This window comes from Ralstonia mannitolilytica, assembly GCF_000954135.1.
Classification (GTDB): Bacteria; Pseudomonadota; Gammaproteobacteria; order Burkholderiales; family Burkholderiaceae; genus Ralstonia; species Ralstonia mannitolilytica.
On sequence record NZ_CP010799.1, the window covers coordinates 2,963,921 to 2,979,725 of the forward strand.

General features: G+C 65.8%; 12 protein-coding genes. 8 read left to right on the forward strand and 4 right to left on the reverse strand.

All coding sequences use genetic code 11. From position 1 onward, the window contains the following. Positions 1–162 precede the first annotated feature (162 nt). Positions 163–735 carry a TMEM165/GDT1 family protein gene (locus tag TK49_RS14015; protein ID WP_045787247.1) on the forward strand — a complete coding sequence of 191 codons (573 nt, stop codon included), beginning with the start codon at positions 163–165 and terminating at the stop codon, positions 733–735. 213 nt (positions 736–948) lie between these two features. Here the strand turns inward: TK49_RS14015 and TK49_RS14020 are convergent, their stop codons facing one another. Both TK49_RS14020 and uraH read right to left on the reverse strand, forming a co-directional pair. After that, positions 949–2,217, reverse strand: coding sequence for a urate hydroxylase PuuD (locus TK49_RS14020; protein WP_045787248.1), 1,269 nt, complete (start codon positions 2,215–2,217; stop codon positions 949–951). Positions 2,218–2,234: 17 nt separating this feature from the next. Continuing rightward, entirely contained in the window at positions 2,235–2,588 is a 354-nt protein-coding gene (gene uraH / locus TK49_RS14025) for a hydroxyisourate hydrolase (protein ID WP_045787249.1), read from the reverse strand. A gap of 367 nt (positions 2,589–2,955) precedes the next feature. Here uraH and TK49_RS14030 point away from each other — a divergent pair, with 367 nt between their 5' ends. The 6 genes from TK49_RS14030 to TK49_RS14055 all read left to right on the forward strand — a co-directional run bounded on the left by TK49_RS14030 (position 2,956) and on the right by TK49_RS14055 (position 9,530). Then, on the forward strand, positions 2,956–3,711 hold the full coding sequence (locus TK49_RS14030) for a GntR family transcriptional regulator (RefSeq protein WP_045787250.1): 756 nt from the start codon (positions 2,956–2,958) through the stop codon (positions 3,709–3,711). A 92-nt stretch (positions 3,712–3,803) separates the two neighbouring features. Further along, the gene (locus tag TK49_RS14035) at positions 3,804–5,213 is read left to right on the forward strand and encodes a nucleobase:cation symporter-2 family protein (protein ID WP_045787251.1); all 1,410 of its coding nucleotides are present in this window, start codon (positions 3,804–3,806) and stop codon (positions 5,211–5,213) included. A gap of 16 nt (positions 5,214–5,229) precedes the next feature. Then, entirely contained in the window at positions 5,230–6,648 is a 1,419-nt protein-coding gene (locus TK49_RS14040) for an 8-oxoguanine deaminase (protein WP_045787899.1), read from the forward strand. A gap of 193 nt (positions 6,649–6,841) precedes the next feature. Beyond that, entirely contained in the window at positions 6,842–7,804 is a 963-nt protein-coding gene (puuE, locus tag TK49_RS14045; protein WP_045787252.1) for an allantoinase PuuE, read from the forward strand. Continuing rightward, a complete protein-coding gene (gene uraD / locus TK49_RS14050; RefSeq protein WP_045787253.1) occupies positions 7,801–8,322 on the forward strand; it encodes a 2-oxo-4-hydroxy-4-carboxy-5-ureidoimidazoline decarboxylase in 522 nt (173 codons plus the stop codon). Before puuE ends, uraD begins: the two co-directional genes overlap by 4 nt. 137 nt (positions 8,323–8,459) lie before the next feature. Beyond that, positions 8,460–9,530, forward strand: a complete 1,071-nt coding sequence (locus TK49_RS14055; protein WP_045787254.1) for a porin — start codon at positions 8,460–8,462, stop codon at positions 9,528–9,530. A gap of 100 nt (positions 9,531–9,630) precedes the next feature. Here the strand turns inward: TK49_RS14055 and TK49_RS14060 are convergent, their stop codons facing one another. Further along, entirely contained in the window at positions 9,631–11,952 is a 2,322-nt protein-coding gene (locus TK49_RS14060) for an NADP-dependent malic enzyme (protein ID WP_045787255.1), read from the reverse strand. Positions 11,953–12,246: 294 nt separating this feature from the next. Next, complete coding sequence (locus tag TK49_RS14065) at positions 12,247–12,891, reverse strand: DUF4136 domain-containing protein (RefSeq protein ID WP_045787256.1); 645 nt, start codon at positions 12,889–12,891, stop codon at positions 12,247–12,249. 154 nt (positions 12,892–13,045) lie between these two features. Between TK49_RS14065 and pepN the strand changes: the two genes are divergently transcribed. Further along, positions 13,046–15,760 carry an aminopeptidase N gene (gene pepN, locus TK49_RS14070; protein WP_045787257.1) on the forward strand — a complete coding sequence of 905 codons (2,715 nt, stop codon included), beginning with the start codon at positions 13,046–13,048 and terminating at the stop codon, positions 15,758–15,760. Positions 15,761–15,805: the final 45 nt, after the last annotated feature.

Here is a 15,805-nt window from a genome sequence, read left to right on the forward strand (position 1 = left end):
GACCGCCGTCGCAACGACAGGCGGTTATGGCGTGGTCAGCCGCACTCAGGGTGCCATCCGTGCACCCGGTGACGCGCCTGGCGAGACCGATGACAACCCACTGCGGACAGGGCCGGCAGTGGCGCGTCATTGGTTCGCATACGGCCCGGACACCACAACAACATGGAAGCCTTCCTCGTCTCCACCGGCATCGTCGCGCTTGCGGAAATCGGCGACAAGACGCAGCTGCTGTCGATCCTGCTGGCCGCGCGTTTTCGCAAGCCGGTGCCGATCATTCTCGGCATCTTCATCTCCACCCTCGTCAACCATGCATTTGCCGGCGCTGTCGGCGGCTGGATCACGCAGGTGCTCGGTGAAAACGTCCTGCGTTGGATCCTCGGCGTCGGCTTCATCGCCATGGCCGGATGGATGCTGATTCCGGACAAGCTCGATGAAGAAGAAGCGCCTTCGGGCACGCAGCGCGGCCTGGGCATCCTGGGCACGACCATCGTCGCGTTCTTCTTTGCCGAGATGGGCGACAAGACGCAGATCGCCACGGTGGCATTGGCAGCTCGCTTCCATGACGTCGTATCGGTCGTGGCAGGCACGACCATCGGCATGCTGCTCGCCAATGTGCCGGCCGTGCTGATGGGCAACAAGTTTGCGGCGCGCATGCCGATCCAGCTTGTGCATCGGATCGCGGCGTTGATCTTCCTGGTGCTCGGGGTGCTGGCACTGCTGGGCGTCGGGAAGTAAGTCGTCATTCCGAGACGCTGAACCTGCCTTGCCGGCATCCCTTTCGCAGGTGAGGCACCAGCCGATCGGGCCGGCCAAGCAAACACCGCTGCAAGGCTTCAGGCAAAAAAAAACGGGGCCGCAGCCCCGTTCAACCCTCACCGGTCATGTCACCCGCTAGGGAACGCGTGACATGCTCCGATAAACCGTCCTGTTGTGGCTTGCGCCCAAGTGTCAGTTCGTCTTGGCGCCGCCTTCAAACCACTTCGCGATGATCGCGCGTTCGTCGTCGGTCATCTGCGTCACATTGCCCAGGGGCATCAGCTTCTGCTGCACAGCCTGCTGGTAGACGAGTTGCGCATGCGCGGACAACTGCTCCGGCGTATCGAGCAGCACGCCCTTGGCCGGCGAAGGCATCAGGGTAGGATGCGCCGAGTGACATTGGTAGCACCGTGCGGTAACGACTGCCTGTACTTTGGAGAAATCCGATCCGCCAGCCGCCGCCGGAGCCGCCGCGGCGGGTGCCGAAGCGCCGCCCGCTGCGGCTGCCGCCGGGGCCGCTGCTGCCTGAGTTTGCGCCGCAGGTGCTGCCGGACGCTGCACCGGTGCCAGCCATACGGCCACACCGAGCAGCACGGCCACGCCCGCTGCCGGATAGCCCCAGTTGATCACGCCCTTGTGCTTCAGGATGAAGAACTGGCGGATCAGCACGCCAGCCAGCATGATCAGCACCAGCACGGCCCAGTTGTACTTGTGGGCGTACGTCATGCTGTAGTGGTTCGACAGCATCGCAAACAGCACCGGCAGCGTGAAATACGTGTTGTGCACGCTGCGCTGCTTGCCGCGCTTGCCGTGGATCGGGTCCGGCTTCTCGCCAGCCTTGAGCGAGGCCACCACCTTGCGCTGCCCCGGGATGATCCAGAAGAACACGTTGGCGCTCATGATGGTCGCGATCATCGCGCCGATCAGCAGGAACGCTGCACGGCCCGAGAACAGGTGGCACGCCGCATACGCCGCGATCACCACGTAGATCGCAACCAGAATGCCCACCACGCGGTCGTTCTTGCCGAACACGCGGCAGATCGTGTCGTACACCAGCCAGCCGACCACCAGGAACGCCAGCGCGAGGATCACCGCCGTCGTCGCCGACATGTCGAAGATGCTGCGATCGATCATGTAGACGTTGGCGTTGAACAGGTACACCACCGTCAGCAGCGCGAAACCCGACATCCATGTCGAGTACGACTCCCAGTAGAACCAGTGCAGATGTTCGGGCAACTGCTTCGGCGCCAGCAGGTACTTCTGCGGGTTGTAGAACCCGCCGCCGTGCACAGCCCACAGCTCGCCGTCGACGCCCTTGTCCTTCAGGTCCGGTGCGGTCGGCTTGGTCAGGCTGTTGTCGAGCCACACGAAGTAGAACGACGAGCCGATCCACGCAATCGCGACGATCACGTGCAGCCAACGCAAGAGCAGGTTGGCCCAGTCGAGGATATAGCCTTCCATGATGCGCTCCCCGTGCGTCAGCTGCCGCGATAGGTCGAGTACGACCACGGCGACACCAGCAGCGGCACATGATAGTGCGCGCCGGTATCGGCCACGCCGAAGCGCAGCGTCACCACGTCCAGAAACGCGGGCTCGGGGAGTTTGACGCCGGCCGCGCGGTAGTAGTCGCCCACCGCGAAGTCCAGCTCATAGACGCCGGCCTGCAGCGCATCGCCTTCCAGCAGCGGCGCATCGCAACGGCCATCGTGATTGGTGCGAACCGATTTGATCGGTTGGCGCTGATTGTCGACAATCTTGAACAGGGCGATCGCCAGGTTTTGGCCCGGCGTGCCTGCAGCGGTGTCGAGCACATGGGTAGTCAAGCGTCCCATTTGTCTTCCTCTGTAGTTCGAATTTTCAGAAGCGCCGCTGCCTCCACTTGCACCTCGCGCCGAACCCTTGTGTGGCAAGGGCTGGCGTCGGGGCCCGCTCGGTACGTGCTACTGCACGCATCCCGGCGCGCGTCCAGCCGGTTTACGCCTGCGGCCTTCGTGTGGAAGGCGCCTGCCAAGCCGGCAAAGCCGTCGCTCGCTCCGGTCCGACACCCCTGTCTCTGTGGGGACGTGAAACAGGGATTTCCCTAGTTTGTCGGATTCCAGAACGCATTTTGTTGACAATATTGAAGGCCCACCCGAATAATTGTCAACAGATTTTCGCGGCTCCTGATGCGGCGCTGCACTACTGAAAGGCGGGTCTTCCATGTCCAAGAATCTCAAGCTGGTCTCCACGGAAACGACGCTCAAGCCCGGTACGTCGGGCACCAAGGCAGCGGGGGCACGTATGTCGCTCGAAGAACGGATGTACCACGAGATCTACGACGCGATCATGGAGCACCGCCTTCCCCCGCGCACGAAGCTCACGGAGCACGCATTGTGCGAAATCTATGCCACCGCACGCCATACGGTGCGCAAGGTGTTCTCCCGGCTGGCCGCCGACGGCCTGGTCGATCTGGAACCGAATCGCGGTGCGTTCATTGCGGCGCCTTCCATCGACGAGGCGCACGCCATGTTCGAGCTGCGCCAGATCCTGGAGCGTGCCGTGCTCGACAAGGTCGGCCGCGGCGGCGACCCGAAAGCCGCCATCGCCCCGCTCGTGGAACTCGTCAAGGAAGAGCGCCAGGCCTTCGTCACGCATGACCGGCCGCGCTGGATCCGTCTTTCCGCCGAATTCCACGTCGCGCTGGCCGAGCAGGCAGGCAACCCCTTGGTGGTGGAGATGATGCGCCGGCTGGTGTCGCGCACCACGCTGATGATCGCCAGCGTCGAGGCCCCGGGCAACAACGCCTGCTCGTTCGACGAACACCTGGACATCCTCAACGCGCTCGAGCGCGGCGACGCCGCCGCCGCGCAGGCCCACATGGCCCAGCACTTGCAATGCTGTGCCGACCGCGTGCGCCCCGAAGCGCCCGCTGATTTCGACCTGCGTTCGGTATTGGGCCCGCGCAACCAAGTCTAGGACCGGTTTTGCCGTATCGGGCGAGCTGGCACGACAGAGGCCGCCGCCCCAGGCCGGATGCCATCCGGCTCACCACCAAAAAGGAGACCTTCATGGCAAGCAGCACCATCGCCGCCCCCACGGCGGACCTGACCAATGAGCGCGTGGCGTACGGCCGCCTGCTCGCACTGGGTCTGCAACATGTCTTGGTGATGTATGCAGGCACCGTCGCGGTGCCGCTGATCGTGGGCGGCGCACTGCATCTGCCCAAGGAACAGCTCGCCTTTCTCATCAACGCCGACCTGTTTGCCGCGGGGCTGGCCACGCTCATCCAGGCGTTCGGCATCTGGAAGTTCGGCATCCGCATGCCGGTGATGATGGGCGTGACGTTCGCCTCGGTCGGCCCGATGATCGCCATCGGCAGCGATCCGAGCATCGGCCTGCTCGGCATCTACGGCGCGGTGATCGCGGCGGGGCTGTTCGGCATCATCGTCGCGCCGCTCATGGGGCGCGTGCTCGGGCTCTTTCCGCCGGTGGTGACGGGCACCGTCATCACGCTGATCGGCATGTCGCTGATGGGCGTGGGCATCAACTGGGCAGCCGGCGGCCAGCCGACCATGAAAACGATGGTCGACGGCGTGCTCAAGACCGTGCCCAACCCTGCGTATGGCGATTTGAGCGGCCTGGCAATTGCGCTGGCGGTGCTGGTCATCATCCTGCTGCTGACCAAGTATGGCCGCGGCCTGATCGGCAACATCGCCGTGCTGCTGGGCATCGTGATCGGCACGTTCATCGCCATGGCGTTCGGCAAGGTCAGCTTTGCCGGCATGGCCGAGGCCGAGTGGGTGGCCGTCATCACGCCGCTGCACTTCGGCATGCCGACCTTCCACTTCGGCGCCATCGCTTCGATGTGCATCGTGATGCTGATCACGCTGGTGGAATCGACCGGCATGTTCCTGGCGCTGGCGGAAATCACCGGCAAGAAGCTCTCCACGGATGACCTGACCCGCGGCCTGCGCGCCGACGGCCTTGGCACCGTGATCGGCGGCGTGTTCAACACGTTCCCGTACACGTCGTTCTCGCAGAACGTGGGGCTGGTGACGGTGACGGGCGTGCGCTCGCGCTTCGTGGCGGCCATGGGCGGCGTGATCCTGATCCTGCTGGGCCTGTTCCCGAAGATGGCGCACATCGTGGCGTCGGTGCCGTCGTTCGTGCTGGGCGGCGCGGGCATCGTGATGTTCGGCATGGTGGCCGCCACCGGCGTGCGCATCCTGGGCTCGATCGATTTCAACAAGTACCGCCACAACCTGTTCATCGTGGCCATCTCGATCGGCTTCGGCATGATCCCCACGCTGGCGCCGACGTTCTTCCAGTACCTGCCCAAGTGGCTGGAGCCGGTCACGCACAGCGGCATCGTGCTGGGCACGCTGGTGGCCGTCATCCTGAACCTCTACTACAACGGCATGCAGTCAACCGAGCACGCGATGCGCGAGGCCGCTGCCAACACCCACGGCACGGAGTAACCGCATGGCCGGGCACATGAGCGCCACTGCCGCGCACACGGATCCGCTTCTGATCGCGCGTCACGCCGACGTGCTGGTCACCATGGACGCGCAACGGCGCGAGATCGCCGACGGCGCCTTGGTGGCGCGCGGCGGCGTGATCGAATGGGTGGGCGCCACGGCCGATCTGCCGTCGCAGTATCGCGATGCCATCGGCCGGCCCAGCGTGCGGGTCATTGAGCTGCGCGACCACGTCGTCACGCCAGGCTTCGTCAACACGCACCACCACATGTACCAGAGCCTGACGCGCGCCCTGCCCGCCGCGCAGGATGCCGAACTGTTCGGCTGGCTCACGAACCTGTATCCGGTGTGGGCGGGGCTCACGCCCGAGATGGTGCGCGTGTCCACGCTCACGGCGATGGCAGAGCTGCTGCTCTCGGGGTGTACGACGTCGAGCGACCACCTGTATCTGTACCCGAACGGCTGCCGGCTGGACGACTCCATCGAAGCCGCGCGGCTGATCGGCATGCGCTTTCACGCGGCGCGCGGCAGCATGAGCGTCGGCCGCAGCCAGGGCGGCCTGCCGCCGGACCGCGTGGTCGAAGGCGAAGACGCCATCCTGAAGGAAACGCAGCGCCTGATCGAAACCTGGCACGACCCCGATCGCCATTCGATGCTGCGCGTGGTGGTGGCGCCGTGTTCGCCGTTCTCGGTCTCGCGCGACCTCATGCGCGAATCGGCCAGGCTTGCGCGCAGCTATGGCGTATCGATGCACACGCACCTGGCCGAGAACGACAACGACATTGCGTACTCGCGCGAAAAGTTCGGCATGACGCCGGCGGAGTACGCGGAAGACCTCGGCTGGGTCGGCCACGACGTGTGGCATGCGCACTGCGTCAAGCTCGACGCACACGGCATCGACGTGTTTGCACGCACCGGCACGGGCGTTGCGCATTGCCCGTGCTCGAACATGCGCCTGGCCTCCGGCATTGCGCCCATCCGCACCATGCGCGATGCCGGCGTGCCGGTCGGCCTGGGCGTGGACGGCAGCGCGTCGAACGATGGCGCGCACATGCTCGGCGAAACGCGCCAGGCCATGCTGCTGGCACGCGTGGGCTTCGGCCCTGCGGCGATGAGCGCGCGGGAGGCGCTGGAAATCGCCACGCTCGGCGGCGCGCGGGTGCTCAACCGCGACGACATCGGCGCCCTGGCGCCCGGCATGTCCGCCGACTTTGTAAGCTTCGACCGCCATCAGGTCGGTCTTGCCGGCGCCGATCACGATCCGGTCGCCGCCCTGGTGTTCTGCGCCCCGTCCAACGTGGCGCATAGCGTGATCAACGGGCGCGTGGTCGTCGAAGACGGCCGCCTGACCACGCTCGAACTCGACGCCCATCTCACGGTTCACCGGAAGCTCGCGCTGGAACTGGCGCAGGCTGCCCGGGCAGTCCCGGCGTGACCGGATGGAGGGTGGCCTGGTGCACGACATCCCGCGTATCTGCGGCGTCCCGACAACACAGGGCCTGGCCACGCGCAAGCGGCGCTGGCCCTGCGTTGACGGGAACAACATCCACGCGTGATGTCGCGCATTTGGAAAACCCCATTCCGCCGTCCGGCCGGTGTTGTATGAAGTCTCTTCGGTGCCAAAAATCATGACCAACAACAACTACCCGCGCGATCTCATCGGTTACGGCAAGAACCCGCCCGACCCCAAGTGGCCGGGCGGCGCGCGCGTAGCCCTGCAGTTCGTCCTCAACTACGAGGAAGGCGGTGAAAACTGCGTGCTGCACGGCGACGCCGGTTCTGAGCAGTTCCTCTCCGAGATCATCGGCGCGGCCGCCTACCCTGCTCGGCACATGAGCATGGAAGGCATCTACGAATACGGCTCGCGTGCGGGCGTCTGGCGCATCCTGCGCGAGTTCGAAAAGCGCGGGCTGCCGCTCACCATCTTCGGTGTGTCGATGGCGCTGCAGCGTCATCCGGACGTGACGCAGGCGTTCGTGGACCTCGGTCATGAGATTGCCTGCCACGGCTGGCGCTGGATCCACTACCAGAACATCGACGAAGCGACCGAGCGCGAGCACATGCGCATCGGCGTCGAGATCATCCGCCAGATGACCGGCAACGCGCCGCTGGGCTGGTACACCGGCCGCGACAGCCCGAACACCCGCCGCCTGGTCGTCGAGCACGGCGGCTTCGTCTACGACGCCGACTATTACGGCGACGACCTGCCCTTCTGGACCGAAGTCCAAACGTCATCCGGCGAGACCAAGCCGCACCTGGTCGTGCCGTACACGCTCGACACCAACGACATGCGCTTCGCCAGTCCGCAGGGCTTCAACACGGCCGACCACTTCTACCAGTACCTGAAGGACGCCTTCGACGTGCTGTACGAAGAAGGCGACCCGAACGGCCTCGCCCGCCCGAAGATGCTGTCGATCGGCATGCATTGCCGGCTGCTGGGCCGTCCGGCGCGTTTCCGTGCGTTGCAGCGCTTCCTCGATTACGTGCAATCGCACGACAAGGTGTGGATCTGCCGCCGCATCGACATCGCCAACCACTGGATGCAGCACCACCCGTACGCCAGGCAACCCGTTTTGAGCACCGCAGCATGAGCCCGACGACTTACACCCTTTCGCAACTCAACGGCATGGACGCTGCCCAGTTCGTGCAAGTCCTGGGCGGCGTTTACGAACACTCGCCGTGGGTGGCCGAGCAGGCTGCCGCGCAACGCCCGTTCGCGTCCGCCGATGCGCTTGCCAACGCCATGCGCCACGCCGTGGACAACGCCGGCGAAGGCCCGCAGCTCGCGCTCGTCCGTGCCCACCCGGAGCTCGCCGGCAAGGCTGCCGTGCGCGGCGAACTGACTGCCGAGTCGACGCGCGAGCAAAGCGGCGCGGGGCTGAACCAGTGCACGCCGGAAGAGTTTGCGCGCCTGCAAGACCTCAACGCCCGCTACAACGAGAAGTTCGGCTTCCCGTTCATTCTCGCGGTGCGCGGCTACGACCGCCACGGCATCATCGAAGCCTTCGCCAAGCGCGTCGAGAACGACCGCGATACCGAGCTGCGCACGTCGCTGGAGCAGATCCACCGGATCGCGGCCTTCCGTCTGCACGATTTGATTTCAGGTTAAGCACGACAACAACGCTGTGGGCGCGGCGTCATGGGGCCTGGGACGCCGCCCGGCATGGAGCCTGACCAGCCGGCCTGCGACCGCATCGAAGAATGCGGCGCGACCCACGGTGATCTTCAACAACCAAGGAGGTAGCAATGCAGTGGAACATCAAGCGTGGCGCGGCCGCGCTGGCAGCGGCAGCGGCACTGGGGTCAGCGAGTGCCGGGGCACAGGCGCAATCGTCCGTCATGCTCTACGGCCAGGTGGACGCCTGGGCCGGCGCAACCAAGAACCTCGGCGCATCCGATCGTGCCTGGGGCGTCAATTCGGGTGGCATGTCGACGTCGTACTGGGGCATGAAGGGCAGCGAAGACCTGGGCAACGGCCTGAAGGCGATCTTCACGCTAGAAGCATTCTTCCGTCCCGACACCGGCAAGGCCGGTCGCTTTGACGGCGACACGTTCTTCGCGCGCAACGCAACCGTCGGCCTGTCTTCGAACTCGTGGGGCACGATCAAGCTCGGCCGTATCACGCCGCCGTATTTCGTCTCGACGATCCTGTTCAACCCGTACGGCGATTCGTACACGTTCTCGCCGATGGTGTTCCACACCTACCTCGGTAACGGCCTGACGGGCGCCGCGGGCATCTCGGGGCTGGTGGGCGATTCGGGCTGGAACAACTCGATCATGTATTCCACGCCCGATTTCAACGGGCTGACCGGCAACTTCATCTACGGGGCAGGCGAGCAGGCCGGCCACAACGGCCAGAACAAGTGGGGCGGCAACTTCCTGTACTTCCGCGGCAACTTCGCGGCCACGGCGGCCTTCCAGCAAGTGCGCTTCAACGCCAATCCGGGCGACCTGAATGCGCTGGTGACGGGCTTCTCGCGCCAGACGGCTGCGCAGCTGGGCGCGACGTACGACTTTGGCGTGGTCAAGCTGTACGGCCAGTACCAGTACATCAAGAACACGATCAACACGGGCGACGCCAAGAGCAACGGCGGCCAGCTCGGCGTGTCGATCCCGGCCGGCCCGGGCAGCATCCTCGCGTCGTACGCGTACACGAAAACCAGCGGTGCAGTGGACGTGAAGCGCAATACGTGGGCGGTGGGTTACGACTACGCGCTGTCCAAGCGCACCGACGTGTATGCCGCGTATTTCCGCGACAAGGTGTCGGACCTGAGCTCGGCCGACACGTTCGGCGTGGGCATCCGCGCGAAGTTCTGAGCCGTCGGCAGCAAATAAAAACGGCGCCTGGACTTTCCCCCAGGCGCCATTTTTCATTGGGCCGCCGCGCTGCGGCGGCCCGAACGCGACGATCAACCGATCAGCGCGCGGCCGACACGTCCGCCACCGCCAGCGCCGTCATGTTGACGATCCGGCGCGACGTGGCCGACGGGTTCAGGATGTGCACCGGCTTGGCCGCGCCCAGCAGGATCGGGCCCACCGTCACGCCCTGCCCGCCCGTGATCTTGAGCAGGTTGAACGCGATGTTGGCCGCATCCAGCGACGGCATCACCAGCAGGTTCGCGCTGCCCGAGAACGCGCTCTTGGGCAGGAAGTGGTGGCGGATGTCTTCCGACAGCGCCGCATCGCCCTGGATCTCGCCTTCCACCTGCAGGTCTGGCGCCTCGGTCTTCAGCAGGTCGTACGCGGCGCGCATCTTGCGGGCCGACGCGTTCTTCGACGAGCCGAACATCGAGTGCGACAGCATCGCCACCTTCGGCTCCTGGCCGAAGCGGCGCACCTCCTCGGCTGCAAGCTTGGTGATGTCGGCCAGCTCTTCAGCGCTCGGGTTCTCGTTGACGAACGTATCGGCGATGAACAGCGTGTGCTTCTCCAGCATCAGGCCGTTCATGGCCGCAAACACCTTGGCGTTCGGCGCCAGGCCGATCACATCGCGCACGTGCTCCAGGTGCGCGTCGAAGCGGCCGATCGTGCCGCACAGCATGGCGTCGGCATCGCCCAGGCGCACCAGCATCGCGCCGATCAGCGTGTTCGAGCGGCGCAGCGCCGACTTCGCCATGTCGGGCGTCACGCCGTTGCGGCCCATCAGTTCGTGGTAGGCCGTGTGGTACTGGTGATAGCGCGGATCGTCTTCCGGGTTCACCAGCTCGAAATGCACGCCGGCCTTCAGGCGCAGGCCGGCCTTCTGGATGCGCATCTCGATCACGTGCGGGCGACCAATCAGGATCGGCTTGGCCAGGCCTTCGTCGACCACCGTCTGCACGGCGCGCAGCACGCGCTCTTCTTCACCCTCGGCGTACACGACGCGCTTCGGGTTGGCTTTCGCGGCCGAGAAGACCGGGCGCATCGTCAGGCCGGTGTGATACACGAAGTCGCTCAGCTGCGCGCGATAGGCATCCAGATCCTGGATCGGGCGCGTGGCCACACCGGACTCTTCGGCCGCCTTGGCCACCGCCGGGGCGATCTTCTCGATCAGGCGCGAATCGAACGGCTTCGGAATGATGTAATCCGGGCCGAAGTTCAGTTCCTGGCCGGCGTAGGCCTGCGCCACGGCATCGTTCGTCTCGGCTTCGGCCAGTTCAGCGATGGCCTTCACACACGCGAGCTTCATCGCTTCCGTGATCTTGGTGGCGCCGCAATCGAGCGCGCCGCGGAAGATGTACGGGAAGCACAGCACATTGTTGACCTGGTTCGGATAATCCGAACGGCCCGTTGCAATGATGCAGTCAGGGCGGGCGGCCTTGGCCACCTCGGGACGGATTTCCGGCTCGGGGTTGGCCAGTGCCAGGATGATGGGCTTGTCGGCCATCGTCTTGACCATCTCGGCGGTCAGCACGCCGGCGGCCGAGCAGCCGAGGAACACGTCCGCATCGCGCACGATGTCGGCCAGAGTGCGGGCCGAGGTGTCCTGTGCATAGCGCGCCTTGTTCGGCTCCATCTTGGCGTCGCGGCCGGCATAGATCACGCCCTTGGAGTCGACCACGTAGATGTTCTCCCGCTTGACGCCCAGGCTCACCATCAGGTCCAGACACGCGATGGCCGCCGCGCCCGCGCCCGACACCGCCACCTTCACCTTGGCGATGTCCTTGCCGACGACCTTCAGGCCGTTGAGCAGCGCCGACGAAGAAATGATCGCCGTGCCGTGCTGGTCATCGTGGAAGACGGGGATGTTCAGACGCTCGCGCAGCTTCTGCTCGATGTAGAAGCACTCCGGCGCCTTGATGTCTTCGAGGTTGATGCCGCCCAGCGTCGGCTCCAGCGAGGCGATGATGTCGACCAGCTTGTCCGGATCGCGCTCGGCCAGCTCGATGTCGAACACGTCGATGCCGGCAAACTTCTTGAACAGGCAACCCTTGCCTTCCATGACCGGCTTGCCGGCCAGCGGGCCGATGTCGCCCAGGCCCAGCACGGCGGTGCCGTTGGTGATCACGCCGACGAGGTTGCCGCGCGAGGTGTATTCGGCCGCCAGCGACGGATCCTGCTCGATGGCCGTACATGCGTAGGCCACCCCCGGCGAGTACGCCAGCGACAGATCGCGCTGGTTCATCAGGGCCTTGGTGGGGCGCACCTCGATCTTGCCGCGCGTGGGGGCGCGATGATATTCGAGTGCAGCGCGGCGCAATTCGGCCTCGGCGCCCTTGTCTTGGGAATCCGGCGAGGCATCGTGAAGCTTGTCGTTCATATGGATGAATCCTGATGGGGTGTTCTGCCGCGGAAACGCACGTGCGCTCAGGCAGGCTCACCCTGGTACGGAGGGGCAAAAAACAGGAGGAACCGGGAGAAACCGGAAGCGAGGCCGCGAGCGTTGCGGTGCGCCGTCAGGACGGTAGCGACGGGACGCAAGCGGCGCCGGCCAGGGGTGGCGGTCGGCGCGGGGTGGGATGGAGTGACAACGCTCAAGCAGGGTACGGCTGGCGGCCTACAAATTAGGTCACGCATTCTAACGTAGAGAGGCCGCCAAGCCCACCCGGGCGCATTACTTAGGCGCCGGTTTCACCGATGGATCAACGGGCAGCTCGACGAGGATGGGCTGCGCGTTCGGCGCCGGGAAGTTGGCGAATGCGCTGCGGATCAGATACGGCATCACGGCCGTCAGCGACCCATCGCCGCCTTGTGTCTGGGCCGTCACCTGGTAGACGCGCTTTCCGGTGGCCGCCTCGTCGATCTCGGCGTGGTACGAATAGACCGGTACCTGCACGTTCGATTCGACATATTGCGGACCCCACGGGCCCCAGGGCCCCCACGGACTGCGCCACGGACCCCACGGCCCAGGCCCCCAGTACGGGTCCGGATAGACCGGCTGCCGCACCTGCACGAGCCGCGTGGCCGTCGAGTATTCCACGCGGACGAGGTAGCGCGCGTTCCCGCGCGGCGCGCTGGTGAAGCCGTGTGCGGCCAGCTGGTCTGAAGTCCAGGCCTCGTAGGTCTGCCGTTCGAGATCGTTCTGCTGCGCCAGGCTGCGCTCGAAGGCGTAGGTGCGGGGCGGGGTATCGTTCCAGCCCGGCTGCCGGAATGCCGTCACCTGGCTGGTGACCGTGCTCGCGCAGCCCGCCAGCAGGCTGGCCGCGAGCAGCGCACCGCCCATCGGCCAGACGCCCGATGTCTTGTTCCACTTCCACATAGAAAAATCCCCCTACTCTCGATCAGACAGATGGCTGCACAGGCGCAAAAGCGTTGCGGACGGCCTGTGACTGAGAGTCAGGCCCGGCATGGAAGATTCCCGCCGGGGGCCTGAGTACAATGGTCTTTTGCGTTCCGCTACGAGGATGTTACCGATGTTGCGCACCGACACCGCCGCCACGATTTACCGCAAGGACTACACCGCCCCGGCCTTCCGCATCGACGACGTGGCCCTGGAAATCGACCTCGTGCCCGAGCGCACCCGCGTCGTCAACCGCATGCGCATGACCCGCACCGAGGCCGGCAGGCCGCTCGTGCTGATGGGCGAAGGGCTGGAGCTGGCGGGCGCAACGCTCGACGGCCGGGCGCTGTCCGGCCTGCAGGCCAGCGGCGACACGCTGACGGTGGACGCGGTCCCGGCAGACGTGGGCGCCAGCTTCACGCTCGAAATCGCCACCTATTGCAACCCGGCGGCCAACACGTCGCTGATGGGGCTGTACGTCTCGAACGGCAACTTCTTCACGCAGTGCGAAGCGGAAGGCTTTCGCAAGATCACCTACTTCCTTGACCGCCCGGATGTGATGACGGTCTACACCGTCACGCTGCGCGCCTCGAAGGCGGATTACCCGGTGCTGCTGTCCAACGGCAACCTGGTGTCCGAGCGCGACCTGCCGGAGGGCCGCCACGAGGCGGTGTGGCACGACCCGTTCAAGAAGCCGTCGTACCTGTTTGCGCTGGTGGCCGGCAAGCTGGAATGCATTGAAGAGCGCATCCAGTCCGCCTCGGGCAAGGAAAAGCTGCTGCAGGTCTGGGTCGAGCCGCAGGATCTGGGCAAGACGCGCCATGCAATGGATTCGCTCATCCACTCGATCCGCTGGGACGAGCGCCGCTTCGGCCTGGAGCTCGACCTGGACCGTTTCATGATCGTCGCCGTGGGCGATTTCAACATGGGCGCGATGGAGAACAAGGGCCTGAACATCTTCAACACGAAGTACGTGCTGGCCAATGCGGAAACCGCCACCGACGTGGATTTCGCCAACATCGAATCGGTGGTCGGCCATGAGTATTTCCACAACTGGACGGGCAACCGCGTCACCTGCCGAGACTGGTTCCAGCTGAGCCTGAAGGAAGGCCTGACGGTGTTCCGCGACCAGGAGTTCTCCGCCGACATGGCTGCGCAGGCCGCCGCCCAGGCGGGCAACGAAACGGCCGCTGCGAGCGCGCGCGCCGTCAAGCGCATCGAAGACGTGCGCCTGCTGCGCCAGGCGCAGTTCCCCGAAGATGCCGGCCCCATGGCCCACCCGGTGCGCCCCGACAGCTACGAAGAGATCAACAACTTCTACACCGTCACGGTGTATGAAAAAGGCGCCGAAGTCGTGCGCATGTACCAGACCCTGCTCGGCCGCGACGGCTTCCGCAAGGGCATGGACCTGTACTTCCAGCGCCACGACGGCCAGGCCGTCACCTGCGACGACTTCCGCGCCGCCATGGCCGACGCCAACGGCCGCGACCTCACGCAATTCGGCCGCTGGTACAGCCAGGCCGGCACGCCGGTCGTCACCGTGGAAGGCCGCCACGACGCCGCCACGCACACCTATACGCTCACGCTGCGCCAGCGCTGCGAGCCGGTCGGCATCGAGGTGGGCAGCGGCATCCAGAAGCAGCCGTTCCACATCCCGTTCGCCATCGGCCTGATCGACAGCCAGGGCCGCGACTTGCCGCTGCGCCTGCGCGGTGAAACGGCATCGGGCAGCCCCGCCACCACGCGCGTGCTCGACTTCACGGAGGCCGAGCAGACCTTCGTCTTCGAAGACGTGGCAGAGGCGCCGCTGCCCTCGCTGCTGCGCAATTTCTCGGCGCCGGTCATCGTCGAGTACGGCTACACGACCGAGCAGCTCACCTTCCAGCTTGCGCACGATTCCGACCCGTTCAACCGCTGGGAAGCCGGCCAGCGCCTGGCCACCGACACGCTGCTGCGCATGGTGGCCGACATCCAGCAGGGCCGCGCGCCCGCTGTCGACCCCGCACTGGTGGAGGCGCTGCGCGCCGTGGTCGCCGATCGCGCCCTGGACCCGGCCTTCCGGGAGCAGATGCTGATCCTGCCGGCCGAGAGCTACCTGGCCGAGCGCATGGACGTGGCCGACCCGGCCGCGATCCACGCCGCGCGCCGCACGCTGCGCCGCACGCTGGCCGCGGCACTCAACGCCGAGCTGCTGCGCGCCTACCACGACAACCAGACCGAAGGCGCGTATTCGCCGGATGCCGTCTCCGCGGGCAAGCGCGCGCTCAAGAACATCGCTCTCGGCTACCTCGTGGAAACCGAGGCGCCCGAAGCGCTGGCCCTCGCCGAAAAGCAATACGCCGCCGCCACCAACATGACCGACCGCATGGGCGCCCTCTCTGCCATGGTGAACAGCTACGGCCCCGGCCGTGAAGCCGCCCTCGCCGACTTCTACACCCGCTTTGCCGACGACGCGCTCGTCATCGACAAATGGTTCTCGCTGCAGGCCATGCAGCCAGGTGCCGCGGGCAAGCCGACGCTGGCGACCGTGCGCGCACTGATGGCGCATCCGGCCTTTACGCTGCGCAACCCGAACCGGGCGCGTTCGCTCATCTTCAGCTTCTGCTCGGGCAACCCCGCGCAGTTCCACGCCGCCGATGGCTCCGGCTATGCGTTCTGGGCCGAGCAGGTGCTGGCGCTCGATGCGATCAATCCGCAGGTGTCGGCGCGCCTGGCGCGCGTGATGGACCGCTGGCGCAAATACGTGCCGGCGCTGCGCGACGCCATGCACGACGCGCTCAAGCGCGTGGCGGCACACCCGAGCCTCTCGCGCGATGTGCGGGAGATCGTCGGCAAGGCGCTGGCCTGAATGTCACCGCTTGTATCGTAAAATCGCGCCCGTCTCAGGAGAACC

Coding starts and splice junctions, on each gene's coding strand:
- TK49_RS14015 (WP_045787247.1), top strand. CDS start 163: ATGGAAGCCTTCCTCGTCTCCACCGGCATCGTCGCGCTTGCGGAAATC.
- TK49_RS14020 (WP_045787248.1), bottom strand. CDS start 2,217: ATGGAAGGCTATATCCTCGACTGGGCCAACCTGCTCTTGCGTTGGCTG.
- uraH (WP_045787249.1), bottom strand. CDS start 2,588: ATGGGACGCTTGACTACCCATGTGCTCGACACCGCTGCAGGCACGCCG.
- TK49_RS14030 (WP_045787250.1), top strand. CDS start 2,956: ATGTCCAAGAATCTCAAGCTGGTCTCCACGGAAACGACGCTCAAGCCC.
- TK49_RS14035 (WP_045787251.1), top strand. CDS start 3,804: ATGGCAAGCAGCACCATCGCCGCCCCCACGGCGGACCTGACCAATGAG.
- TK49_RS14040 (WP_045787899.1), top strand. CDS start 5,230: ATGAGCGCCACTGCCGCGCACACGGATCCGCTTCTGATCGCGCGTCAC.
- puuE (WP_045787252.1), top strand. CDS start 6,842: ATGACCAACAACAACTACCCGCGCGATCTCATCGGTTACGGCAAGAAC.
- uraD (WP_045787253.1), top strand. CDS start 7,801: ATGAGCCCGACGACTTACACCCTTTCGCAACTCAACGGCATGGACGCT.
- TK49_RS14055 (WP_045787254.1), top strand. CDS start 8,460: ATGCAGTGGAACATCAAGCGTGGCGCGGCCGCGCTGGCAGCGGCAGCG.
- TK49_RS14060 (WP_045787255.1), bottom strand. CDS start 11,952: ATGAACGACAAGCTTCACGATGCCTCGCCGGATTCCCAAGACAAGGGC.
- TK49_RS14065 (WP_045787256.1), bottom strand. CDS start 12,891: ATGTGGAAGTGGAACAAGACATCGGGCGTCTGGCCGATGGGCGGTGCG.
- pepN (WP_045787257.1), top strand. CDS start 13,046: ATGTTGCGCACCGACACCGCCGCCACGATTTACCGCAAGGACTACACC.